Origin of the sequence: Campylobacter sp. CFSAN093226, from assembly GCF_012897595.1 — a bacterium.
In the GTDB taxonomy this organism is placed as follows: domain Bacteria; phylum Campylobacterota; class Campylobacteria; order Campylobacterales; family Campylobacteraceae; genus Campylobacter_D; species Campylobacter_D jejuni.
The window spans coordinates 1,300,495-1,324,883 of the sequence record NZ_CP040608.1 but is presented as its reverse complement, the minus strand read 5'-3'; the positions used below and the strand labels follow the sequence as shown (position 1 = coordinate 1,324,883).

The 24,389-nt window shown below is 29.5% G+C and carries 18 protein-coding genes and 1 pseudogene; 7 read left to right on the top strand and 12 right to left on the bottom strand.

What is annotated here, in order from left to right; genetic code table 11:
• Positions 1-2: 2 nt before the first annotated feature.
• Positions 3-698, top strand: coding sequence for a hypothetical protein (locus FBF02_RS06775; RefSeq protein WP_002855633.1), 696 nt, complete (start codon positions 3-5; stop codon positions 696-698).
• Entirely contained in the window at positions 698-1,189 is a 492-nt protein-coding gene (gene fldA / locus FBF02_RS06770; protein ID WP_002855629.1) for a flavodoxin FldA, read from the top strand. The genes FBF02_RS06775 and fldA overlap by 1 nt, the downstream gene beginning before the upstream one ends.
• Positions 1,190-1,233: 44 nt before the next feature.
• Here fldA and FBF02_RS06765 read toward each other — a convergent pair whose 3' ends face one another.
• From FBF02_RS06765 to selA, 4 genes are read right to left on the bottom strand one after another with little or no spacing between them, the layout of a single operon-like run.
• Positions 1,234-1,764 (bottom strand): lipoprotein, encoded by a 531-nt coding sequence (locus tag FBF02_RS06765; protein WP_002858393.1) that lies wholly within the window; start codon positions 1,762-1,764, stop codon positions 1,234-1,236.
• Between the two features lie 5 nt (positions 1,765-1,769).
• Positions 1,770-2,480 (bottom strand): DsbA family protein, encoded by a 711-nt coding sequence (locus FBF02_RS06760; RefSeq protein ID WP_002858436.1) that lies wholly within the window; start codon positions 2,478-2,480, stop codon positions 1,770-1,772.
• Between the two features lie 48 nt (positions 2,481-2,528).
• Positions 2,529-4,334, bottom strand: a complete 1,806-nt coding sequence (selB, locus tag FBF02_RS06755) for a selenocysteine-specific translation elongation factor (RefSeq protein WP_002857930.1) — start codon at positions 4,332-4,334, stop codon at positions 2,529-2,531.
• Complete coding sequence (gene selA, locus FBF02_RS06750; RefSeq protein WP_002858009.1) at positions 4,331-5,653, bottom strand: L-seryl-tRNA(Sec) selenium transferase; 1,323 nt, start codon at positions 5,651-5,653, stop codon at positions 4,331-4,333. The genes selB and selA overlap by 4 nt, the downstream gene beginning before the upstream one ends.
• A 77-nt stretch (positions 5,654-5,730) precedes the next feature.
• Between selA and FBF02_RS06745 the strand changes: the two genes are divergently transcribed.
• Positions 5,731-7,392 (top strand): 4Fe-4S dicluster domain-containing protein, encoded by a 1,662-nt coding sequence (locus FBF02_RS06745; protein ID WP_002857979.1) that lies wholly within the window; start codon positions 5,731-5,733, stop codon positions 7,390-7,392.
• Here FBF02_RS06745 and FBF02_RS06740 read toward each other — a convergent pair.
• Positions 7,385-8,194, bottom strand: coding sequence for an alpha/beta hydrolase (locus FBF02_RS06740; protein ID WP_002855690.1), 810 nt, complete (start codon positions 8,192-8,194; stop codon positions 7,385-7,387). The two genes, FBF02_RS06745 and FBF02_RS06740, sit on opposite strands and share 8 nt — an antisense overlap.
• Positions 8,191-9,486, bottom strand: a complete 1,296-nt coding sequence (locus tag FBF02_RS06735) for an MFS transporter (protein ID WP_002857990.1) — start codon at positions 9,484-9,486, stop codon at positions 8,191-8,193. Before FBF02_RS06735 ends, FBF02_RS06740 begins: the two co-directional genes overlap by 4 nt.
• A gap of 166 nt (positions 9,487-9,652) precedes the next feature.
• Here FBF02_RS06735 and rdgB point away from each other — a divergent pair, with 166 nt between their 5' ends.
• A complete protein-coding gene (rdgB, locus tag FBF02_RS06730; protein WP_002853680.1) occupies positions 9,653-10,255 on the top strand; it encodes an RdgB/HAM1 family non-canonical purine NTP pyrophosphatase in 603 nt (200 codons plus the stop codon).
• 30 nt (positions 10,256-10,285) lie between these two features.
• Here rdgB and FBF02_RS06725 read toward each other — a convergent pair whose 3' ends face one another.
• From FBF02_RS06725 to mqnE, 6 genes and pseudogenes are all read right to left on the bottom strand, one after another.
• Entirely contained in the window at positions 10,286-12,757 is a 2,472-nt protein-coding gene (locus FBF02_RS06725) for an RND family transporter (protein WP_002858465.1), read from the bottom strand.
• The gene (locus FBF02_RS06720) at positions 12,757-13,326 is read right to left on the bottom strand and encodes a phospholipid-binding protein MlaC (protein WP_002852394.1); all 570 of its coding nucleotides are present in this window, start codon (positions 13,324-13,326) and stop codon (positions 12,757-12,759) included. The genes FBF02_RS06725 and FBF02_RS06720 overlap by 1 nt, the downstream gene beginning before the upstream one ends.
• Before the next feature lie 9 nt (positions 13,327-13,335).
• Complete coding sequence (locus FBF02_RS06715; RefSeq protein WP_002853724.1) at positions 13,336-14,034, bottom strand: VacJ family lipoprotein; 699 nt, start codon at positions 14,032-14,034, stop codon at positions 13,336-13,338.
• A 44-nt stretch (positions 14,035-14,078) separates the two neighbouring features.
• Positions 14,079-14,522 carry a phosphoribosyltransferase family protein gene (locus FBF02_RS06710; protein ID WP_002852389.1) on the bottom strand — a complete coding sequence of 148 codons (444 nt, stop codon included), beginning with the start codon at positions 14,520-14,522 and terminating at the stop codon, positions 14,079-14,081.
• Positions 14,523-14,535: 13 nt separating this feature from the next.
• Positions 14,536-15,856, bottom strand: a pseudogene (locus FBF02_RS06705) (NCS2 family permease).
• Positions 15,857-15,865: 9 nt separating this feature from the next.
• Entirely contained in the window at positions 15,866-16,930 is a 1,065-nt protein-coding gene (gene mqnE / locus FBF02_RS06700) for an aminofutalosine synthase MqnE (protein WP_002858079.1), read from the bottom strand.
• A 143-nt stretch (positions 16,931-17,073) separates the two neighbouring features.
• Between mqnE and FBF02_RS06695 the strand changes: the two genes are divergently transcribed.
• From FBF02_RS06695 to FBF02_RS06685, 3 genes are read left to right on the top strand one after another with little or no spacing between them, the layout of a single operon-like run.
• Positions 17,074-19,422 carry a nucleotidyltransferase gene (locus FBF02_RS06695; RefSeq protein WP_002858387.1) on the top strand — a complete coding sequence of 783 codons (2,349 nt, stop codon included), beginning with the start codon at positions 17,074-17,076 and terminating at the stop codon, positions 19,420-19,422.
• 4 nt (positions 19,423-19,426) lie between these two features.
• Positions 19,427-21,223 carry a glutamine--fructose-6-phosphate transaminase (isomerizing) gene (glmS, locus tag FBF02_RS06690; RefSeq protein WP_002858421.1) on the top strand — a complete coding sequence of 599 codons (1,797 nt, stop codon included), beginning with the start codon at positions 19,427-19,429 and terminating at the stop codon, positions 21,221-21,223.
• 2 nt (positions 21,224-21,225) lie between these two features.
• Positions 21,226-24,351 (top strand): S8 family serine peptidase, encoded by a 3,126-nt coding sequence (locus FBF02_RS06685; RefSeq protein ID WP_002858452.1) that lies wholly within the window; start codon positions 21,226-21,228, stop codon positions 24,349-24,351.
• Positions 24,352-24,389 lie beyond the last annotated feature (38 nt).

The following is a 24,389-nucleotide window of genomic DNA, read 5'->3' as shown; positions in this document are numbered from 1 at the left end:
AGATGTTATTTGGATTTGATGATAAGCAAGAATTTATACCGCAAATTTATCGCTATTTAAACAATCAAGAGCTTATGTTGACTTTTTTAACTCAATATAATGCGAGCGTTGATAGTGCTCTAAAAATTCCTCTTTTATATGCAAAAAATACCAAGAGTTTAAAAATGATATTTGGAAATTTTTTGCATAATATAATGCATGTTTCATTTGGTAAGATTCAAAATATAAATATCAAGCTTAATACATACGCTTTTTACTTTCAAAAAAGAAAAAGCTTGATTTTTAATACTAAAATATCTAAGAATGTCGATCTTTTAAGACTTTTAAGAATTTATCTTTATGGCATTTGTTTTGATGCGCAAATTTTATTTAGCTCCTATGTTTATGATAAGGTTTCTTTTCAAAATAATGGAAAAAATATAGATCAAGATGGTGATCTTATTATAATAGATAAGAAATTTGCAATTTTGCCACTTTGCAAAGAGATTAATACACATAATTTAGAAATTGAAAATGAAATTTATGAATTATTGAATTTAATAAAAGAAAATAATTTTGAAAAATTTTATATTGTTTGTCCGCGTAACAAAAATTTCACACATTTTATTGAAATAAAACATTTTTTGTGTGATTTAAACAAAACTATGTTAAAATTAGTTCCGTATAAAATATCAAATCAAATTATAAGGAGAAAATAATGTCAGTAGCAGTAATCTATGGTAGTGCTATGGGAAATACAGAAGGAGCGGCTAATACAATTGCTTCAAAACTTGGAATTAGTGATGTTTTTAATATCTCAGATATTGATGCAGCTAAAATGAATTCTTACGATAAATTAATTTGTGGAACTTCAACTTGGGGAAGTGGTGATTTACAAGATGATTGGGATGGTTTTGATTTTTCAGGGCTTAGTCTTGGTGGAAAAACTGTAGCTGTATTTGGTATGGGTGATAGTGAAAGTTATTCTGACACTTTTTGTGGCGGCATGGGTAAATTAGCTCAAAATTTAAAAGATGCAGGTGCAAATTTGGTAGGAGAAGTTTCAACTGATGGTTATACATTTGAAGCAAGCGATGCGGTTGTAGATGGTAAATTTGTTGGACTTGCTCTTGACAATGATAATCAAGAAGATCAAACTGAATCAAGAATTGATGCTTGGGTAGAACAAATCAAACCTTATTTTGCTTAATAATTCTTAAAATCAAGAGTTTTTATACTCTTGATTGTCTTTTCTTAAAAATAAAAAAAACTCACTATTTGATTTATAATTTTATTTTCTAAAGATAATTGACAGCGTTCTTTATTTCCAAGATAAGCTGTTCTTGCAAGAAGACTTGTTTTTTGAGAATTGTGATTTTTAGAGTTGATTTGTAAATTAACTTGCATAGTATAGTAGTTTTCTACCATCCATTCTCCATCGCTTTCCAAAGGATCAAAATCATAAAAAAATCTTGCTGAAGTTGTGATTTTTTGAGCATAAGAATGCTTTTTCATATCTACAAGATTGATTAAAATTTCATAATCTGCATTCTCTTTTACTTCTTTTAAGCCTAAATTTTTAAGTTTTAAAGCCAAATCTCTATCTAGAGTAGTTTGAAGTTGACTGGGATTTTGAAAGGAAATTTTAAAACTTTGTTGTTTTTGTGATCTGATAAAAATGCCTTCATTGCTTGTTTGAATAAAGCTTTGTGTGAAAGTTGCATTGGTGCAAGCACTCATAAAGAGTGCTATAAAAAAGCTTAAAATTAAAGCAAATTTAGACATTAGGTTTATTTAATAATAGTTGGAGTAGCGCTAAGACCTAATGAGCGATATTTTTCATATAAGGAAAAAACTTCTTTTAATTCTGCATCACTTACTTTTGGATAATTTTTGATATTTGCATCATAGTATTTGTTTAAAATTGCGATTTTTTCTTTATCATTTTTTGCTTTTTTTGCTTCCTTGTAGATTAGAGCGGATTTTTCAAAAGCAGATTTTCCATGTACTGGAGTTAAAATATAATTAACTTGATAGTTTTTAAGTTCATCATCAATTTGAGCTAAATGTTCTCTACAATAAGGGCATTCAGGATCTGAAAAAACATAAATTGCAGGTTTATTTTTATCTCCCAAAGCTATTACCATGGTTTCTTTTTGTGCTACAGCTTTAGCATTTTTTGTAAAATTTTCTCTTGCTTCTTGAAATTTTTTCATTTCATATTCTTGAGCATAAGAAATTCCCGTTTTCAAGTCGATAAGATCAGGGGTAATAAGACTATCTTTTGTAAAAAGAATGTTTTCTTGTTTTTGTCCATTTAATTCAACGCTTACAATAACACTTTCAAAACCCGTATTACCAACCTTTTGACGATTTGATACACTAACGGTAGCATTTGGAAATTGTGCTTTAATGCTTTTTGAATAAAAATCACTAATTTCTGAATTACTTGCAGCAAACAAAGATGCTGAACAGACAAGAATTAAACTTAATTTTTTCATAGTTTATAAATCCTTTAAATAAATTATGTTTAATTCTATAATGATTTTCTAAATGTTTGTTAAAAATCTTTTTTCAGCTTCTTTACTTACTTGAGGAAATTTGTCTAAGTATTCTAAATAAGCAATAGCATATTTTCTTGAAAGATTAAAATATTCTTTCATACTTTGCACATCAAGACTTTGATTTTTTAATAAATTTAAACATTCTTGCATAAGTTTTTCAAGAGCTTGTTTTTCTATAAAAAGATTGTGTGAAAGTCTTACAACCAAGCCTTTTTGGGTAAGTTTTTTGAGTATATTATCTCCGCTTTTTCTATCAAGTTCTAAAAAATCATAAAGATTATAAGGAGCTTCGGGTTTAATACCTTGTTTTTTTAAAATTTCATACATTTGGTTATTGTTTTTTTCTTGAAGTTTTTCAAAATCTATACCTTTTTTAAAATAAATTCCATTTTGAAAATCCAATAAATTTGACATTTCTTTAAGCCCAAGTTCGCAAAAATTTTCACTTGCCCAAGTAATCCTTAAAGCTAAAGAATGTGCTGAAAGCATGGCATAAGGATTTTTTTCAAGTATGAATTTGATGAAATTTTTAATTTCTTCTAGGCTTTGTAAATGATATACATTAAGATTTTTTTCATCAACAAATACTTGATTTAATTCTTTTGCTAATTTCAATGCTTTTTGATGAGAGAGTTTAAATCTCTGATAGCTTGAAAGCAAACCAAAGCCGTATTTATGTGCGTCTTTTAAGAAAGAAAAAGCTGCTTTAAAATCTTTATTTTTCAAAAACATTAAAAATTTATTTTTTTGTTCTTTTTTTAAAGGTTCGCTTAAAGGATTTAAAACCTTACCACCGCCTATAACACGATTATTTTGTAATAAAATAAAAGCCTCATCAAAACTTAAAAATACATTTTTATCAAAACTAAAATGCACAAAAAATTCATCATTTTCTAGTTTTTTTAATATATTTATTTTGCATTCTATTTGTCTTGAACCTACACAAAAAATCATTTTGCTATTTTGTAAATTTTTTGCTTTAACTAAAGCATCACATTCTTTAAAGGCTTTAAAATAACCTTTTTTACTTAGCAAATAACCTTTTTTCAACTCTTTATAATCACAATTTAAACTTAAAGCCACACGGTTACAAGCTTTGATTTGCTCTAAATTAGTATCGTGGTTTTGTATATTTTTAACAATGAGTTCTTTTTGAGTGTCTAAACAGATGATTTTTTCATTTAAAGTGATGCTTCCTTCATTAAGACTGCCTGTAACGACAGTTCCTATGCCTTTTAGAGAAAAAACTCTATCGATATAATAATGAAAAATCAGTTCTTCATCGTTTTCTTTGTTTTCTATGGTATAAAGATAATTTTTTAATTCTTCTATGCCTTGATTATTTTTTATACTGGTGTGAAATACTTTTAAAATGGGATAATCTAAATTTTTTAACTCTTCTAAAATTTCTACACTTTTTTGCTCTATATTTTCACAAAGATCACATTTGCTAAGCACTAAAATGATATTTTTAATATCAAGAATTTTTAAAATTTCTAAATGTTCTAAACTTTGTTCTTTTAAACCTTCGTTAATATCTACGACAAATAAACAAACACTAAAGCCAAAAGCTCCACTTACCATAGTTTTAACCAAATCTTTATGTCCTGGAACATCGATAAAAGAAATGTTTTTATCTTTTAATTTAAGATTTGAAAAACTTAAATTAATGGTGATTTGTCTTTCTTGTTCTTCTTTTAAACTATCGCCTTCAAAACCATTTAAAGCTTTAATGAGTGAAGTTTTTCCATGATCAATATGTCCTGCGGTTCCTATAATAACAGATTTCATAAGTTTTCCATTTGATTGATTGTAAGAATAAGTTTTTGAAGTTCATTTTCTCGTATAGTTCTAAAATCAAGAACAAATTCATCATTTTCAATGCGTCCTATGATATTTTCTTTTCTAAATCGAGTTTGTAGTTTTAAAGCATCTCCTTGAAAAGTTAGTATATAAGTATCTAAACTTTTATCAGGCATAGAACCTCCTCCTACTAAACTTTTGCTTTTTTTAAGCTGGGTTTGAAATTTTAATTCTTTTTGCACTCTTAAAGCTTTTTTCTCTATAAAGGATAAGTCATCATTTAAAAGTTTTAAGGTAATAATTTTTTCATAATCTTTTTGTAAATAAGCTTTTAAGCTTTCGTTTAAAAAAGATAGGGTTAATTTATCCACTCTTAGCATTCTTAAAAGTTGATTTTGTTTAAGTTTTTCTATGAGTTCTTTTTTTCCAAGTATAATGCCCGCTTGTACGCTGCCAAAAAGTTTATCTCCGCTAAAACTTAAAATATCACATTCTTGCACGAGTTTTCTGATTTTAGGTTCATTCTTAATCAGCTTTTCATTTAAATTTTCACACCAGCCAGAACCTAGATCATAATAACTCAAAAGCTCTTTTTCTTTTGCTAGTTCATGTAGATCTTTTATATTTACTTCACTGTGAAAACCCATAAGAGCGAAATTAGACTTGTGGGTTTTTAAAATTAGAGCGGTATTTTCATTGATAGCTTGTTCATAGTCTTTTAAGTGTGTTTTATTACTAGTTCCAACTTCGCAAAGCTTTACACCTGCAGCTTTTATCACTTCAGGCACACGAAAACTTCCGCCAATTTCTACAAGTTCTCCTCTTGAGCTTATGACTTCTTTATCATAACAAAGAGAATTAAGCACTAAAAAAACTGCCGCAGCGTTGTTATTGACCACTAAAGCATCTTCACATTCAAAAAGCATTTTAAGTTTTTCTAGTACCAAAGCATAGCGAGAGCCTCTTTTTCCATTTTCTAAATCAAACTCTACATTAGAATAATTACAAATGATATCTTTACACGCTTCATAAAGTTCTTCATGGATTACACTTCTACCAAGGTTTGTGTGTATAACCACTCCGCTTGCATTAATCACACTTTGTAAATCTTTGCGGTAAAAAGTTTTGATTTCTTTTTTGATTTCTAAAAGTAGTTTATCTTTAGAAATTTCATCTTGGAAAAAATTTTCTTTTAGTTTTGCGACAACTTTTTTACAAAAAAATGCTTTGATATAAAAAGGATAGGATTTTAAACTCTCATCTTCAATAAGAGTGTTAATTTGTGGAAAAGTTCTAAATTTGTTCATCTTAAGCCTTAAGAAAATATTTGGTTATTTTAACATAGAATTTATAAAATGATGTTTTAAAGAGATTAAGGAAGACAATGCAAGATTTTGTTTATATAAAAAATGATGTTTTAATCCCTTTGCCTGATGCTATTGAAATTTTAGATCAGGCAAATGATAAAGAAGCATTAATTTGCAATGATAAAAATCAAAAAGCACAAATTTATGCCCCTGAGATTAATTTTTATCTTAAAAATTCTCAAGATGAAATTTTAGAGCAAAGTAAAAATGTTTTAACGCTTTATGAAGCAAGAGCTAGCGTTTATGATTTGGGGCTTGATTTAGAACAAAGCAAAGAAGTGCAAAATCGTTTGATTGTCGCAGATGGTGACGCTCAAACTGTAGAGTTTTTAAAAGAACATGAATTTAAGGTTATTGCTTTAAGCAGTGCAGAAATTTTAGCTGTTTTTGGAAGTGTAGGGGAGCTTTGTGCTGTGGTTAAAAATCAAGGCGAAGAAGTGGAAATAGATTTTGATTTTTTACTTTTTAAAGCTGAGGATTTAAGCGTTGTGCGTAAAGATTTTACAAGACAAAGTGGATGTTATAATCTTTTAAATTTTGAAAATCTTGAAGTATTGTTTGAGTTTTTGCAAAGCAAAAGTCCAAAATATCATTATAAAACTTATATTAGCTATAATGCTAGTGTGTGTCAATACCACGAAAGACGCAGTGAGCATTGTGCAAAATGTGCTGAAATTTGTCCTACTGTGGCGATTTTAAAAGATGATGAAAACAAACATTTGGAATTTTCTCAAGTGGATTGTTTGGGTTGTGGAGGATGTATTAGCGTGTGTCCTAGCGGATCGCTTGATTATGCTCCTATGCCAAGAGAAAGTTTCTTTACCCTTTGTGAGTTTTATAAAGATAAAAAAATTTTAATCATTCCTAAAAAAATGTCTTTAGAAAATTTAAATCTTGCTTTACCAAAAGATGTTTTACCCTTTATGATAGAGGGTGAAAAATGGCTTTCTTCTATGCATTTTTTAACGCTTTTGCAAAATAGTGGAGCAAATTTGGTTTTTTATACGGATTTTGTATCTCGTGGTAGCAACGAGGCTATTGTACTTTTAAATACTTTTTTTGAGAGAAAATTTCAAAAAAAAGCTATTTTTGTTGCTAAAGATGAAAAAGAATTGCAAAATGTTTTAAAAGAGCAAGAATTCATACAAGATTTAAAATATGATTTTCATAATAACACCTTAACTACAAGAGAAAATTTTGCCAAAAGAATGCAGGAAATGATAAAAAATGAAGATTTTGGCAGTATGGAAAGTGGCGAATGGTTGCGTTATGGTAAGGTAGAAATCAATCCTAACACCTGTACGCTTTGTCTTTCTTGTGTGGGTGCCTGTAATGTAGGAGCTTTAATCGCTGATAAACAAGAAAATGCTTTGAAATTTAATGCTTCTCTTTGTACGACTTGTGGGTATTGTGAGTTAAGTTGTGCTGAAAAAGATACTTTAAAATTATTTCGTAGTGGAATGGAGTTTAGAGCTTCTTATTTTGAATATCAAACCATGGCAAAAGATGAGCTTTTTGCCTGTATAGAATGTGGTAAAGAATTTGCGACCAAAAAAGCCGTAGAAAAAATAGCCAATTTAATGAAACCTAAATTTGGTAATGATGAGAATAAAATCAAAACACTTTATTGCTGTGCAGATTGCAAGGCAAAAGTGATGATAAAAGCAATGATTAATTAAGATCAAGAAGCTTTTTCATCCACAGCATAGCTTTAGATATGACACTTCCATGAGTTTCATTTTTAAAAAGTTTAAAATGAGTTTTACAATTAGTTTCTTTGGATATTTTTTCGCTAAGTTTTTGAGCATTGAGCTTAGCTACACCTTTGATAATACTTGAATTTGTTTCCAATGAACCTAATCCGATGTAAATTTTAGGGCAAGTTTGTAATTTTATGATATTAGGTAAAAACTCACTATTATCCCACCATAAAGAAGGTGAAATAATAAAATAATGACTAAAAATCTTACTATCATAAAGAAGTGTATCAATGGCAAAAAGTCCTCCAAAAGAATGTCCAAAGAGAATTTGATGGCTAAAATCAATAGGATACATTTTGTTGATATAAGGGATGAGTTGGGTTATTAAGAAATTTCTAAATTCTTTACTACCTCCACCTTGTTTATTTAAATTTGTTGTAGGCGTATAATCTTTAGTGCGTTTTTGTGTATCAAAAGCTAAATTATTATCATAACCTATTCCAATAATTAAAAGATTTTCTTTGACAGGAGTGTTGAAAAGATTTAAAAAAAGAGGAAAAAAGGCATTTCCATCGAGTAAATAAATGATTTTATATTTATAATTTGAGTTTTCATTCTTGTTTTTAGCTATAAAAATTTTATATATTGTGCCATTATAATTAAATTTGACATTTTCTAAAATAAAGTTTTGTTTTGCTTGTTTTGAGAGCTTGGGTATCTCTAGACTTGGTTTTGCAAAAGCTAGAAAAAAAGAACAGAATAAAAATAATATTTTTTTCATAATTTGCCTTCTAATTCTTCTTTACTTGTAAGTTTGCTATCAAATTTAACAACAAGATTTTTAGAGTTTTTATAAATATCTACAACCCCTAAATTTTCACCAAAAGTACTGAAATTTAAAGGCGTTTCTAAAGGTAGATAAAGGTTTTTAAAATCAGCTGGATTTTTTAAGAAAAATAATGCCACAAGCCAAATTAGAGCTAAAATTACTAAAATAATAGCTAAAAGATTTAAGGTATCTAGATGTAAAAATATCCCTCCGATAATACCACCTATAAAACTTCCACCATATCCAAAAGCATTAAATAACCCTAATGCTGCACCTTTTTCATGAACTTTACAAAATTTTGATGCACAACTTTGCATAATAGGTTCGTGTAAATTAAAACCTATAAAAAAAATCACAACTGCTATGATAAAAAAATCAATAGAATTACTAAAAGCAAAAAAAAGATAAGAAAGTATGAAAAAAACAATTCCTAAGAGTAAAATTTGTTTAGCTAAACCTTTTTTTTCGCCTAAACTTCCAGCAAAGCCCATAGCGATAAAACCTGCTACCATAGAAGCGCTATAAACAATCCAAAGTTTATCAGAAGCAAAGCCTAAATGTTTTACTAGAATAATAGGAATACTTAAAAATGCTATACTCATAAGCATTTTTTGCATGAAATTAGTAAGATTCATAAGGGCTAAATTTTTTTGTTTAATAAGATGAAAAAAAGGAGTTTTTTCATTTTCATGAGTGATTTTATTTTCTTTAGGTACAACGGTATAAAGTAAAATTATACATAAAAGAGACAAAGCCGCACTAAGATCAAAAAGGCTAGATAAACCCCATTTTGCACTCATTAAAGGAGAAATTACCATAGAAGCTGCAAAACTAAGTCCTATAAAAGAACCCATTACCGCCATGGCTTTACCACGATTTTCTTCTGTGATAAAATCACTTATCATTGCCGTAGCTACTGCTCCAATAGCTCCTGCACCTTGGAGCATTCTCCCTAAAAGCATGGTGTAAATATTTTCTGCAAAAGAGCAGATTAAAGAGCCTATTATAAAAATAATCAGTCCAATGAGCATGGTTTTTTTACGACCAATTTTATCACTTAAAATCCCAAAAGGCATTTGTAAAATCATTTGGGTTAAGGCGTAAACACCAACTAAAAGTCCCACTAAAAATTCATTAGCACCTTCAAGTTTTAAAGCATAAAGGCTTAAAACTGGCAAAACTATAAAAAGCCCAAAAAATCTTGTTCCAACTATGAAAGATAAGGGTAAGACATTATTTAGCATTATCAATTTCCTATTAAATTTGAAATTTAAATTAGGATAATTTTACTATGAAATGGATTAAGCATTGATTAACATCGTTTTACCATTTTGTATTTAAAAGCTACGCACAAGGATAAATTTTATAAAATCATATTTTTGTTTTTGATATTATTTTGGAGCTTTTGTTATGAAGATTATCCTAGCTACGAGCAATAAACATAAAGTTTTAGAACTTAAAGAAATTTTAAAAGATTTTGAAATTTATGCTTTTGATGAAGTTTTAATGCCTTTTGAGATTGAAGAAAATGGAAAAACTTTTAAAGAAAACGCCTTGATTAAAGCAAGAGCGGTTTTTAATGCTTTGGATGAAAAGCAAAAAAAAGATTTTATCGCTTTAAGTGATGATAGTGGCATTTGTGTAGATGTTTTAGAAGGAAATCCAGGAATTTATTCTGCTCGATTTAGCGGTAAGGGCGATGATAAAAGTAACCGTGATAAACTTGTCAATGAAATGATAAAAAAAGGTTTTAAACAAAGTAAGGCATATTATGTTGCTGCTATTGCTATGGTAGGTTTGATGGGGGAATTTAGTACGCATGGAACCATGCATGGAAAAGTAATAGATACAGAAAAAGGTGAAAATGGTTTTGGTTATGATAGCCTTTTTATTCCAAAGGGTTTTGATAAAACCTTAGCCCAGCTTAGCGTGGATGAGAAGAATAATATCTCTCATCGTTTTAAAGCTTTAGAGCTTGCAAAAATCATTTTAAAGATTTTAAATAAAGGATAAAAATGAAAAATTTTTTAAAATATATAGCTATTATTGTTTTAATATATGCTCTTTATGTTGGTTTGGAAACTTGGTTTTCTTAGAATAAATAGTGATTAAAAAGCTTGGTAATAAGAACAAACTTCCACTTAAAAGCAAAATCATTACAAAAACGGTTAAAATTCCAAAATAAATTGTTGGAATGAAATTACTACTCATCATAACACTAAAACCTAAAACTATGCTAATGGTAGTATAATAAAGTGCCGAACCTATACTAAGGTGAGAAATCATAATGGCTTCTTCTAGGCTTTTGTTTTTAATTTCTTCTCTAAAACGATAAATATAATGTATAGCATCATCAACGCCTATGCCTATAGCAATAGCAGCTATAGTAATACTCATCATATCCAAAGGAATACCTAAAAGCCCCATAAGAGCAAAAACCACACTTAAAGGAATAACATTTACCAATATAGCCGCAACTGAAAATTTTAAATCTCTAAAAACAATGATAAAAAGTATAAAAATAGCTAAAATTACAAATATAAGAGTATCAAATTGCGATGAAAAAAGACTTTGGAGCATATTATTATAAAGCACCATTATGCCTGTGATTTGAACTTCTACTCCATCATTTTTTACAAGCTCGTTGAGCTGTTTTTTAAGATCTATTAAAAACTCATTACGTCTTAAATTCGGATCAGAATCAACAATACGCATGCTAAATCTTAACTCGTTATTTTCTATACTTACAAAAGGTGAAAGCAAGTCTTGTTTAAATTTGGCAGGCAAATTTTCATTTAAAAACGCAAGGGCAAAATCATCCAACTCTTTTCCATCGTTAATATTTTTCCCTAGGGTTAAAAGACTATTAAGACTTAAAACCGAACCTACAAATTCTTTGTTTTCTAAAAATTCATGAACTTTTTTTGCAATGCGTGTTTTTTTAGAGTCAAACCAATAAGTTTCTTGTGTGGCTAAATTTTCAAATTCACTTTCAAAACTATCAAGAGTATCGCTTGCATTTTGATCGTTTTTATTATTTGGAAAACGAATGATCACTTCTAAAGGTAAGGTTCCACCTAGATTTTTATCAATAACCAAAAGTCCTTTTTTGATTTCACTACCATCTTTGAAATAATTGACAAAAGAATTTTCAACTCTGAGTTTTGAAATGCCTATTAAAGCTAAGATTATAGCAAGAACTGAAATTTCATAAATCATGCGACGCTTTTTAGGATCAAGAGCGGTTTTGGCGCAAAAGGCTAAAAGATTAAATTTAAACTCTTTTTTATGATAATTTTTTGGTTTTAAAAGAACTAAGATACTTGCTAAAAACAAATAACTAAAGATAAGAGCTAAACCTATACCTATACTCATCATAATGCCAAGTTTTATGATAGGTTCGATATTTGATAGGATTAAAGAAAAAAATCCTATCATCGTTGTAACAATGGCATAAAGGCTAGGATTTGCTTTCGCTAGTAAGGTTTCAAGCACTATGCGCTCAACTTTAGCTTTGGGATGATTTTGGGTGCTTTCGATAAAATGCGTGATCAAATGAACAACTACACTTAAGGTGATAATTAAAACCAAAGCAACGTAATTTGATGAAATAACCGTGATTTGAAAATTTAAAAGCGCAAAAACTCCACTAGCCGCACTTAAGCTTATAAAACAAATAAAAAGAGGTAAAAAAACAAAGCGCCATGAGCGGAAAAAATAATAAAGTGCAAGTCCTAGTAAAAATACAAGAGAAACACCATAAAGCACAAGATCAGATTTTATATAAGCTATCATATCATCAGCGATCATGCTTACGCCACCAAGGTAGAGCGTATCTTTATTTTTTTCATAATTTCGAACTATGCTTTTAATAGTATCTAGACTTTGTTTCGTGATAACTTTTTGCTTGTCTTGATGTTCTTTTATGGCAAGACGAATTTGATCTTTTTCTTTTTCATCGGTAGCAAGATCGCGTTTTTCTATAAGATTATTATAAACTGTATCAGGCTTTAAGTAAATAATAAGCCCTGTTACTTTTCCATCTTTTGAGATGATATTATTTTTATAAAAGGGACTATTTAAAATTTCATTTTGGGCTTTTGTGCGGTTTATATCTTGGCTTTCTATATTTGGGATATTTTTTAAAAGTTCTTTTAAATCCGTATTTTGCGAACTTTGAAGCAAAGGGGCATTGATGATACTAAAAACGCGTTCTACTAAAGGGGCTTTTTCTAATTCTTCATGAAGTTTTTTTAATTTGGCTAAATTTTCATTTGAAAAAGGTTTTTCATCATAGGGTTTGAAGGCTAAAAGTAAAAAATTATCACTTTTATAATGTTTTGAAATTTCTCTAAAAGTTTTTAAATCTGCATCATCTTCTAAAAGTAAACTTTCAGCACTTGCATCTACGCTAAGCTTAAAAGCAAAAAAGCTTAAAAACAGGCATATAAACAACGTTCCAAAAAAAGTACTTTTTGGACGAGAAATAAAAAACTTTAAAAGCTTTGCAAACATTATTCTATGACAATACTTTCAAGTTTTTGAAGTAGGGCATCAAAGCCTTGGTTGGCTAAAATATCTCCAAATTGTGATCTATAAGTTTGTACTATACTCACACCTAAAACATCTACATCATAAATAAGCCAGTTGTTATTATCATTGTAAAATTTGAAAATGATATTTTTTTCTTCCCCATCTACTACCATAGAAGTGGTTAAAAAATAGCGTTTTTCATTTTTTAACTCACCATTTTTGACCTTTAAAACCTGATCTTTATAAAGACTGAGTTTATCGGTAAAACTTTTTTTAAGACTTGTTTCAAAGGCTGTGGTAAATTTTTCTTGTTCTTTTGGGGTTAATTTAGAATAATTTTTCGAAAGACTGAGTTTCGCCATGAGTTTATAATCTATTATGCTATCAAAAAGTTTAAAAATTCCATTAGCAGCTTGTTTTTTGTCTTCTTTGTTATCTTGTAAAAGTTTTAAGCTTGCATCAATGTTTTTTTGCATAGTGCTAGAAATTTCATCTAGTTGTAAGGCAAAAGCATTAAAAAATAAAGTCAAGATTAAAAATATTTTTTTCATTAATTTCCTTTATTTGCTAAGTTCATTGCGTCTTTGCTCGTAAGCATCACGCAAGAATGGATATAAATTAGGCGTGTTGTGATAAATTTCATCAATTTCATCAAGCCTAAAACTAAGTTCATTACCAAATCCATAAGCACTTATAGCTATACTTGCCCAAGTAGGATCAATGTAAGCGGTAAAACTTGCATACCAAGTTGCAGGTAAAGTAAGAGTGTCTCTAAGATTGCTAGGACCAAGTATAGGTAAGACAATATGAAAACCGCTTCCTACACCCCAGTGAGCCAAAACGGTTCCTAAGTCCGCGGGATGTTTTTTAAGACCCATTTTTGATGCCACATCCATAAGTCCACCAAAACCCATGATGGTATTGGCGGTAAATCTTTTAAATTCTTCTCCAGCTTCTTCAAATTTAAACTGCAAAACATTGCTTACAAAACGCAAAGGAGCAAGTAAATTATCAAAGAAATTTCTTGCCCCTAATCTTATAAATTCAGGAGTGATAGCGTTATAGCCCTTAAGAACGGGACGCAAACCATAATCATACAAAGCCACATTAAAGCTTGTCATAGCTTTGTTATATCCTGAAAGTGGATCGTTTACTTGATAGTTTTGGTATTCTTGTTCAAAATCATCTAAATTTTGTTCTTTAGCAAAAGCAAAAATAGTAAAAAAAATTAAAATAAAAGATATAAATTTTATTCTCAAGCAAAAACTCCTAAAAATTTTAAAAGTAAAATTATAGCAAATTTTTAATCAAGATTTATATCCCAGTAAAAATCCACCCATTCAGTAGCTTCTTTTACTTTAAAATCAGGCTCTAAAAGAGCGGTTTTTTTGTAAAAAATGGTTGTAATTTTAAGTTCTATATGAGGAAATTTTTCAAGCAAAACTTTTTTTATTTCTGCTAAACTTTCTCCACTATCTACTATATCATCAATGAGTAGAATTTTTTTGTGCTTGCTTAAATCGGGAATGTTAAAAATTTCAATAGTATCAAGTTTTTTCGTATTATCGTAATGAATTGAGTTTAAAGCAAAAAGTTGACGCGTTTTTAAAGCCACTGCTAAAGAGTGTCCTAAACTCATCCCCCCTCTTGCTATAGCTAAAAGTGCATCAGGGTTAAAATCTTCTTTAATTTCTTTAGCAAGAATTTTTACATCTTCTTTAAATTCTTCATAGGAGTAAAATATCATTATATATCCTTATTTATTGTAGTGCCATAAGTAAAAAATTACCCAAAGATAATAAACTTAAAACTATAATGCCAAGATTGATTTTATCCCATTCGCGTTTAAAAATTCTTACAAGTAAATAAGAAAGAAAACCAAAAGCAAAACCTGTGGTGATGGAGTAAGTAAAAGGCATCATGATAATAGTAAAAAAGCTTGCTACAGCTATAGCACTATCTTTAAAATCTATATTTTTAACTTCCATAAACATTAAAATTCCAACCATTACAAGTACGGGGTATATTGCGTTTGCAGGAATGGCTTTAAAAAGTGGCAGTAAAAAAAGTGTAAAAGCAAAACAAATAGCTACAACTAAAGCTGTAAGCCCAGTTCTTCCTCCGCTTTCAACCCCTGTAGTGCTTTCAACAAAGGCTGTAACTGTAGAAGTGCCTGTCATAGCTCCTAAGGCTGATCCTGTTGCATCTGCCATTAAGGTTTTGCTTAGTTTTTTTTCTCCATTTTTGGGATCATCAAAAATCTTTCCTCTTTCACCCACACCTGTGATAGTTCCTATGCTATCAAAAAGTTGAGTGATAAAAAAAGTAAGAATTATAGGTATCATAGTAATATTTAAGGCGCTTTTGATATCAAGTTGTAAAAAGATGGCTCCTAAACCATTTTCCATGCTAAAATTTGGCCAAGAAAAGATTTGCACAGGAAAACTTGCATTGTCTAAATGGAAAATCCAAGCAATAATAGAGCTTGCTAATACCCCCCAAAATAAAAGCTCCGCGAAGTTTTATAGCCCAAAAAAAGATGATTAAAGCTAGAGTGAAAATTCCAAAAAGCACATGAGGGCTTTTGAAATTTCCTATGCTGACTAAGGTATCTTTATTATGCATTATCACACCCATTTGACTTAAGCCTAAAAATGCAATAAAACAACCTATGCCCGCACAAATTGCAAGGCGTAAATCTTTTGGGATATTGCGGATTACCCAAAGGCGAAAATGCGTAAAAGAAAGTATGAGAAAAATAATACTTGAAATAAAAACAGCTCCTAAGGCGCTTTGCCAAGCTATGTTTTGACCTAAACAAACCGCAAAGGTAAAATAAGCATTTAAACCCATTCCTACACTCATAGCTACAGGAGTATTGGCAAAAAAAGCATTAAAAGCACTTGCAACTATGGTAATTAAAGCTGTTGCGGTGATTAAAGCTTCTATAGGCATTCCTGTATTTCCTACTATGCTAGAATTTACGGGGATAATGTAAACCATAGCTAAAAAAGTAGTAAGTCCTGCTATAACTTCGGTTTTAAAACTCGTATTGTTTTCTTTGAGTTTAAAAAAGCTCATTTTTTCTCCTTAGTAGGTTTTTAGCTCGTTGTATAAACTATCGCGTTCTACAGGAATAAGATTTGAAGTTTTTATCATATCGATAAAAGTTTTTAAACTTGTGCCTTTGGCGGACTTTGCACCACCTGCACTTTGTATACTTTCTTTTTCTATAGTGCCGTCTAAATCATTAGCTCCAAATTCTTGTGCTACCATGGCTAAATTTAAAGTCATTGTTGCCCAGTAAGCTTTGATATTTTTGATATTATCAAGCACTAAACGAGAAATGGCAATGGTTTTTAAAATTTCTTCACTATCCATGATTTTATCAGTTTGTATAAAGCTTTTATCCCTTTGCCAAACTAAAGGGATAAAAGCATTGAATCCACCGGTTTGATCTTGAAGATCACGCAGTCTTAACATATGATCGATCCTGTGATGTCTTTCTTCTATATGTCCAAAAAGCATGGTAGCATTACTTTGCTTGCTTTTTTCATGCCAAAGTTTATGAATTTTAAGCCAATTTTCACTGCTAACTTTTCCATGACAAATTTTCTTACGCACTTCTTCATCAAAAATTTCAGCTCCACCACCTGGCATGGAATCAACGCCGTATTCAAGCATTTTTTCTATCACTTCTTCATAACTCATTTTAAAACGACGATGTAAAAAATCAATTTCAGCAGCAGTCATAGCTTTTACATGAAGATTAGGATATTTTTCTTTTATCATTTTAAAAATTTCTAAATACCATTGCCAAGTTGTATCTTTGTTGTGAGCTGAAACGATATGCACTTCTTTGGTTTCTCGTTTTACGGTTTCATCGACGATTTTCATGATTTCTTCATGAGTCATCAAATAAGGATTAGGATTTTTTCGGTGCGCTGAAAAGGCGCAAAATTTACAGGTATCTGCACAGATATTAGTTGGGTTGATATGGCGATTGATATTAAAATAGACTTTTTTTCCATGAAGTTTAGTGCGTTTTTTGTGAGCGTATTTGCCTAAGGTAAAAAGATCTAGATCCCAAAGTGCATTGGCTTCTTCTTGGTTTAATCTTTCTTCATTTTCTAGTTTGGTGATTAAATTTTTCATTTTAATTTTACTCTTTTGCTGTTTTTAAATAAAGCATTATAATTTTTGCTTACTGAAAAAGAGTTTATAGAAAAAGCCAAAATAAAAGATATTTTTGTTAAGATTATTATTAAAATATTAAAATTTTAAAGAGAGTAGAAATTTTGTTAAATAAAGAATTAGAAATTTTTAAAAAAAATCTTAGTTCCTATACCCAAAGTTGTAGAAAATTTTTTCTTAAGCAAGGGGCGTTTAGCTTATATCATTCTAAAAATATGGATAATTTCATAAAAAAAGCTTATGATATAGTTCTTAAAGATTATTTTGATGATTTTTCACCTCCAAGTGATAATATCCCTTTTTGTGTTTTAGCAAGCAAAGCATATGCAAATAATAGTCTTTGTTTTAATGAAAGTATTTCTTTGATTTTTGTTTATAAAGATATTAAGGCTTTTCATTTAAAACCTATGATTAAGGCTTTTATCGAAATTTTAAATGATGCGCATTTGCAAATTGATTCGGTTATCTTAGAATTTAATGGACTTTATAATGCTAGCAATGAGCTTAAGACTTCTATAATACAAACTCGTTTCATATGTGGTTCTAGGATTTTATTTAAAGGGATTAAGATAAAATTTGAGAGTATTATAAAAGAAAATAAAAATGATTTTGCCAAGCTTTTGCTAGAAAATTTTAAAGAATTTGACATTCCATTTATAAAGCAAGAATTTAATATCTTAAAAGATTTTGGCGGATTAAATCATTTAAGATCCTTGGAGAGTTTGCTTGTTCTTTTTAAGACTTCTCCAAAAAATTATGCTTTAAATTTTATAGATGAAAAAAAATTAAGCGAGTTGCGTTTAGCTGGAGATTTTTTACTTTCTTTAAAATCAGCGATGAATTTATTAAGTGCTAAAGATGAGGATGAATTTTTACTTATTAATGTTCATGATTTGAGTGAATTAATGTATAAAAAAGCTAAAAAACATTTTGGAGCAAATGAGTTGTTGGTTCAAAAGGCTTTGCAAAGTATGCATACTATAGGTTTTTATACACACTTTTTAGCAAAGCAAATTCAAGATGGATTAAATCATACTCTTAAACAAGAATATAAATTTAAAACTCTTGTGGAAGTTTTAGAATACTTATTAAAACTTGAAGATAAACATGTTATTTTCGATCTTAACTTGGTTTTTGCCCTAGGAAGATTGAAATACGGTAAAAAAGATATAGAAAAAGCTTTAATACTTTTTGAGAAAATTTTTTATAAAAGGCATAGTTTTTGTGTTTTAAAACTTTTGCTTGATAGTGGAATTTTAAAAGATTTATGTAAGCCTTTTTGGACAGTTCGTTTTTTAAGCGATGAAGAAGGAAATTATAGTTTTGATGAGCAAGTTTTTCTTATGTTAAGTGAATTTGAAAAATACGAAGATGAGCTTGAGATACTCCAAAAACTTAAAACCGATGAAAAAATGATTTTAAAGCTTGTGATACTTTTAAGCGCTATAGAAAGTGAAAATGAAATTTCTTTAGCAGGCATATATAGAGCGTATTGCTCCAAATTTGATTTAAAGAATGAAATTTTAGAATGGGGTCTTAAGATATTTAAAAACAATAATGCCTTAAAAGATCTTGTAGAAAAAGAAGATATATACAATCCTATTGTTGTAAGTAGCTTGGTTTCTAAGCTAGAAAATTTAGAAAATTTAGAGCTTTTATACACTTTAACTTGGCTAAAGGCTAAGGCTTTAAATTATAATGCTTTTTATTTTAGAGTTCTTGATAAACTTTTAGAAAATGCAAAACAAGGTTTTGAAGATGAAAATCTACTTGAAGAAAGCGCAAGAAGAGTAAAAAAAGAATTAACACTTAAAAGAAGTAAGATTTTTTTAGAGCAAGATGAAATTTTGCAAGATAAAATCATACATATCAAATCAAATCTTTTTATTATAAAAAATACTTTTGAAGATATTGTTATGATTTCTAAATTAGCCAAAGAAAATGATTTTAAATTTTGGTTTAGCAATGAAACAAATCTTAGTTTGCAAATTGTTGCACCACTTCATTTTAATATTGCCATTATTTTAAGTTCTTTAACAAATTTAAATCTTATTTTCATGAATTTTTTTGAACTTTTTGATGATAAAATTTATTTAAGATTTGAATATGATAATATTATCAGTGATGAGCAAAAACTAAAACTTTGCGAGCTTTTAAATTCAAATCTTTCTGGTTTTAATTTGAAAAAAATTAAAAAGCCAATCATTAAAAAAGATGAGTTAAAATTAGACTTAAATTATTCTAAAATGTATGCCAAATTAGGTCTTAATACTAAAGATCAGCAGGGTTTAATGGCGTATTTGATGAATGTTTTTAATGAACTTGAACTTGTTTTATGTGCAGCAAAAATTCAAACCATAAGACAAAGGACGCGTAATATTTTTATTTTTCAAAAGAATGAAAAATTAGAACATAGCGAGCAAAAGTTAGTTAATTTATTAATAAGTGAGTAAAAAAATGTGTGGAATCGTAGGCTATATAGGAAATAATGAAAAAAAACAAATTATACTAAATGGACTTAAAGAATTAGAATATCGTGGCTATGATAGTGCGGGTATGGCAGTGATGCAAGAAGGAGAGCTTAGTTTTTTTAAAGCTGTAGGAAAACTTGAAAATTTGGCGAATAAATGCACGGATTTTGAAAGTCAAGGTTATGGTTTTGCTATAGGTCATACAAGATGGGCAACTCATGGTAAGCCTACTGAAATCAACGCACATCCTCATTTAGGACAGTATTCTTGTGTGATTCACAATGGTATTATAGAAAATTATAAAGAAATCAAAGATAAACTTGAAAAAGAAGGCGTGAGTTTTTTAAGTCAAACCGATACAGAAGTTATTGTCCAGCTTTTTGAATTTTATGCAAGAAATTTGGGAGTTTTTGAAGCTTGGCAAAAAACCATCAAAGAACTTCGCGGTGCTTTTGCTACTTTGTTGGTAACAAAAAAAGATCCCAATCATGTGTATTTTGCAAAAAATGCTGCTCCTTTGATTATAGGTAAAAATGCAAATAAAGAATGGTATTTTTCTTCAGGTGATGCGCCTTTGATAGGAAGTTGTGATGAGGTAATGTATCTTGAAGATTTAAGCTTGGGATACGCGAGTAAAGATGAGCTTGTCGTTTATGAAAATGATATTTTAAAATCACTTTGTTTTTCTAAGCTTTCAGGCGATAAGGCTTATGCAAAAAAAGACGGCTTTCGTTTTTTTATGGAAAAAGAAATTTATGAACAAAGTCGCGTGATGAGTGAAGTTTTAATGGGGCGTATTCAAGGCGATGAAGTCGTTTTTGATGAGCTAAACAATGAAGATTTAAGTCAAGTAGATGAAATCACGCTTTGTGCTTGTGGAACAAGCTATCATGCTGCAATGGCAAGTGCTTATTTGTTTGAAAGAATTGCTAAAGTTAAAGCTAAAGTAGAAATTGCAAGTGAATTTCGATACCGTGAAGCAATTATAAAAAAAGATTCTTTATTTATCGTTATTTCTCAAAGTGGAGAAACAGCAGACACTTTAGAGGCTTTAAAGATTGCAAAAGAGCAGGGTGCTAAGACTTTTGCAATTTGCAATGTGGATAATTCTAATATAGTGCGTTTAGCACATCTAAGTCTTTTAACTCGTGCGGGCATAGAAAAAGGAGTTGCTTCAACTAAAGCTTTTGCTACTCAGGTTTTAACACTTTGGATGCTTGCTATTTTTATGGCACAAAAAAGAAATTTAAATGTTTCTGCTGAAATTAAAGCACTTTTGCATACTCCAAATTGCGTGAGTGTAAAACAGGCTTTACATGAAAAAATTCATCGTTTATCCAAGCGTTATTTAGATGGACATGGCTTTTTCTTTATAGGCAGAGATGTGTTTTATCCTTTGGCTTTAGAAGGAGCTTTGAAACTTAAAGAATTATCTTATCTTCACGCTGAGGGTTATCCTGCAGGAGAGATGAAACATGGCCCTATTGCTTTGGCTGATTCTAAGCTTTATACTATAGCTTTAATGCCAAAGCACATGCTTTATGAAAAAACAAAATCAAATGTTGAAGAGCTTATTGCTAGGGATTCTACAGTGCTTAGCATTTCACCTTTAGAATTTGATTTAAGTGATGATTTTATAAAAACCAATGAGCAAGATCATTATATGTGTGAATTTTTTGAAATGATGGTCATTACTCAACTTTTGGCGATGGAAATTTCCATAAGACTTGGCAATGATGTGGATATGCCAAGAAATTTGGCTAAAAGCGTAACGGTAGAATAGAAATGAAAAAATTTTTTTGTTTAACTTTAGTTTGTAAACTTTTTGCTTTAAGCGAATTTGAACTTCATCATATTGATAAAGTACATAAGCTAGGGTATAGCGGAGATACTATTATAATAGGTGTAGCCGATGATGCTTTTAATCAAGATCATATTAGTTTAAAGGATAAGATTTTAAAGTCTACTTATCCTACTGATACAGCTGGGAAACAGCTTATACCTGATTTGAAAAAATCAACACACGGAAGTCATGTAGCAGGTATAGCTGTTGGAGCAAAGATAGGCGATAGCAAACCTTATGGAGTGGCTTATGGGGCAAAATTTTATGGAGCTGGGGTGTTTCCAAATGGCTCTTACACTCAAATTCCTGATATTTATAATTTTTTCAAAGATGTGAGTATTATTAATAATAGCTGGGGTATTAATTTTTATCCTTATTTTAATCTTAAGGCTTCAAATTCTGGATTAGTAGATTGTACTCAAACTAATCAAGGGACAAGCTATAATATCTGTAATACTCCTTTGGAATATGTTATGAAAGCAGATAAGGTTGCTAATGATATGATGAGGCTTAGCAAGGACAAGGGAGTATTAAATGTATTTGCTGCTGGTAATGAAGGAATTCTTAGCCCTGCTTTGCATGCGATTTTACCAAGTTATGATGAATCTTTAAGAGCTTGGTTGGCTGTTGGAGCTTTGGATGCAAATGAGATTACTTTAGAATCAGATGGGACTTTAATAATTAAAAGTCAAGGTTTGGCTGATTTTAGTAATGGTTTTAAGGGAGCTACGAATTTTTCTTTAGTTGCTGCTGGAGTAAATATTAATAATGTTGATTCAAGCACTAATGATAAGTTTACAAAAAAAAGTGGAACTTCTATGGCAGCACCTATGGTAAGTGGAACAGCGGCACTGGTCAAGCAAAATTTCCCCTTTTTGGATGGTAAGCAAATTGCTGATATACTATTAAGTACAGCAAATAAAAATTATAAGGCTCCAAAATTTACTGTTAAACAAGTAACCGATGGAACAAATCAACCTAAATTTCTTATTGTGTATATTTCGCAAGATCCACCTGGGATAGAAGATGAAATAAAACGGGATTTAAAACAGCTTTACAATGGAATACAAGTTCAAGTTAATGGACAATGGATTGATTATAGTGATTATATTTGGGATAATAGAGATAGTGCGCAGTCACAAAAACTTAATACTTCCACTATTAGTTCTATTAATGGAGTAGTTAGAGTTGAGAAAGAAGAATTATTTGGACAAGGAATTTTAGATGCACAAAAGGCGTTAAAAGGACTGAGTATTTTAGATGCAAACAGACTCAGTGATCAGGATGTATTAAAATATGAGCAAGAACCTAATACAGCTTATTATACTATAAACACTGCAGGTTATGATGCTGAATTTTCTAATGATATTAGTCAAAGAAAATGGGATGAAAGTACTCATTTATCAAGTGCTATTAATAAACCTACACATTTAGCTAATCTTAACATAGGGTTATCTAAAGAAGGTGAAGGTATTTTGATTATCAGTGGTCAAAATACTTATGAGGGCGCAACTTTAATCAAACAAGGAGAATTAAAGCTTAAAGGAAAAGTTAAAAATAATGCTTATGTAGAACAAAAAGCAATATTAAGCGGTAATGGTATTGTAGGGCAAAATTTAAACAATAAAGGCATAGTTAGACCTGGAAATGAAGATTTGAATGATTTAACCGTGCAAGGAACTTATACTCAAGAAGGAGTTGATTCTAAATTGCAACTTGATTTTGGTAATTATAAAAATTCTAAACTGATTGCAAAAACTTATGATATTAAGAGCGGGAATTTAGAATATATTCCTTTACCTAAATACTATATCTTAAATAAGCCAGTGAAAATTAATTTGGGAGATTTGGAAAAAAGTTTATCATCTTTTAATCATGTTTTGATACAAAATACCTATGCTTTAAATTTTGATTTTGTTTTAAGTGATGATTTAGTGAGTATTAATAAAACCTTAATAAAACCTAATTTAAAGCCAAATGCTTACGAAATTCCTAATACAAGCTTGGGAAATGCTTTAAGACAATTGCGATCTAGGGCAGACTTGAGTCAGACTTATCAGGAATTTTTTGCTTCTTTAGATAATGGAATAGATGTAAAGACTAAATTAAATAGAATAGAAGGTTCAGGGTATTTAAGCACTTTTAGTAATCATAATCAATCTAATTTAATGCAAAATAATATGTTATTTACCCTTCATCCTCTTAATATTAATAATTTTGCACAAAACAATAATATCTTACTTGCTAGTACTTATTTACCTAGAATTTTTAGCAATGAAGAATATTTTTGGCATCTTACTCCAAGTTATAAATACTATAAAGATAAAGATTTTTCAGGTCAAAAAACAGGTGCTAATATCTCTTTAGGAGAAAATTTCTCATCAGGCTTTTTAGCTTATGCTTTATCTCTTTCTAGCGCTAAATTTAATTTTAATAATGGTAGTGATTTGAAGAGTTATAACATGGATTTATTGCTTAATTATAACCATGATTTAGATTTTATAAAAATATTAAGTGGATTAGGTATAGGTGTAGGATTTAATACTCTTAATCGTTTTGTAGTAGAGCAGCCAATTGAAGGCAAATATAAAACATTGCAAACTTCAGCCCAGCTTGGTGTAACTAAAGATATTATTTTAGGTCAAGATTTTATTTTTAATCCTTTAATGTATTTTACACATAGTTTTTTTTATCAAGAAGATTTTAAAGAAAATAAAAGTCCTTTTGCTAAAAATTATGAAAGTTTAAAACATCATAGCATAAATGCAAATTTAGGTTTTAATCTTGCTAAAAATATAGAGCAAGATGATTATCAAGCTTCTTTTTCTACTTTTGTAATTTTTGAAAAAAGAATTTATGGAAGAACTTTAGAAAATAAGGCTAGTTTTGTTGATTTTCCTATTGCTTTTATTCAAAAATATAAATTAAAAGATAATATTTTAAGTCAAGGTTTTAATTCAGAATTTTTATATAAAAACAATGTATTTTGGCAGTTTATGTTAATGAATAGATTTTCTCATAATGCCTATGAATTGCATTTAATGAGTTCAGTAGGAAAACGTTTTTGAAAGTATTTATTTTTTTAGCTTATAATAAATAAAATTTT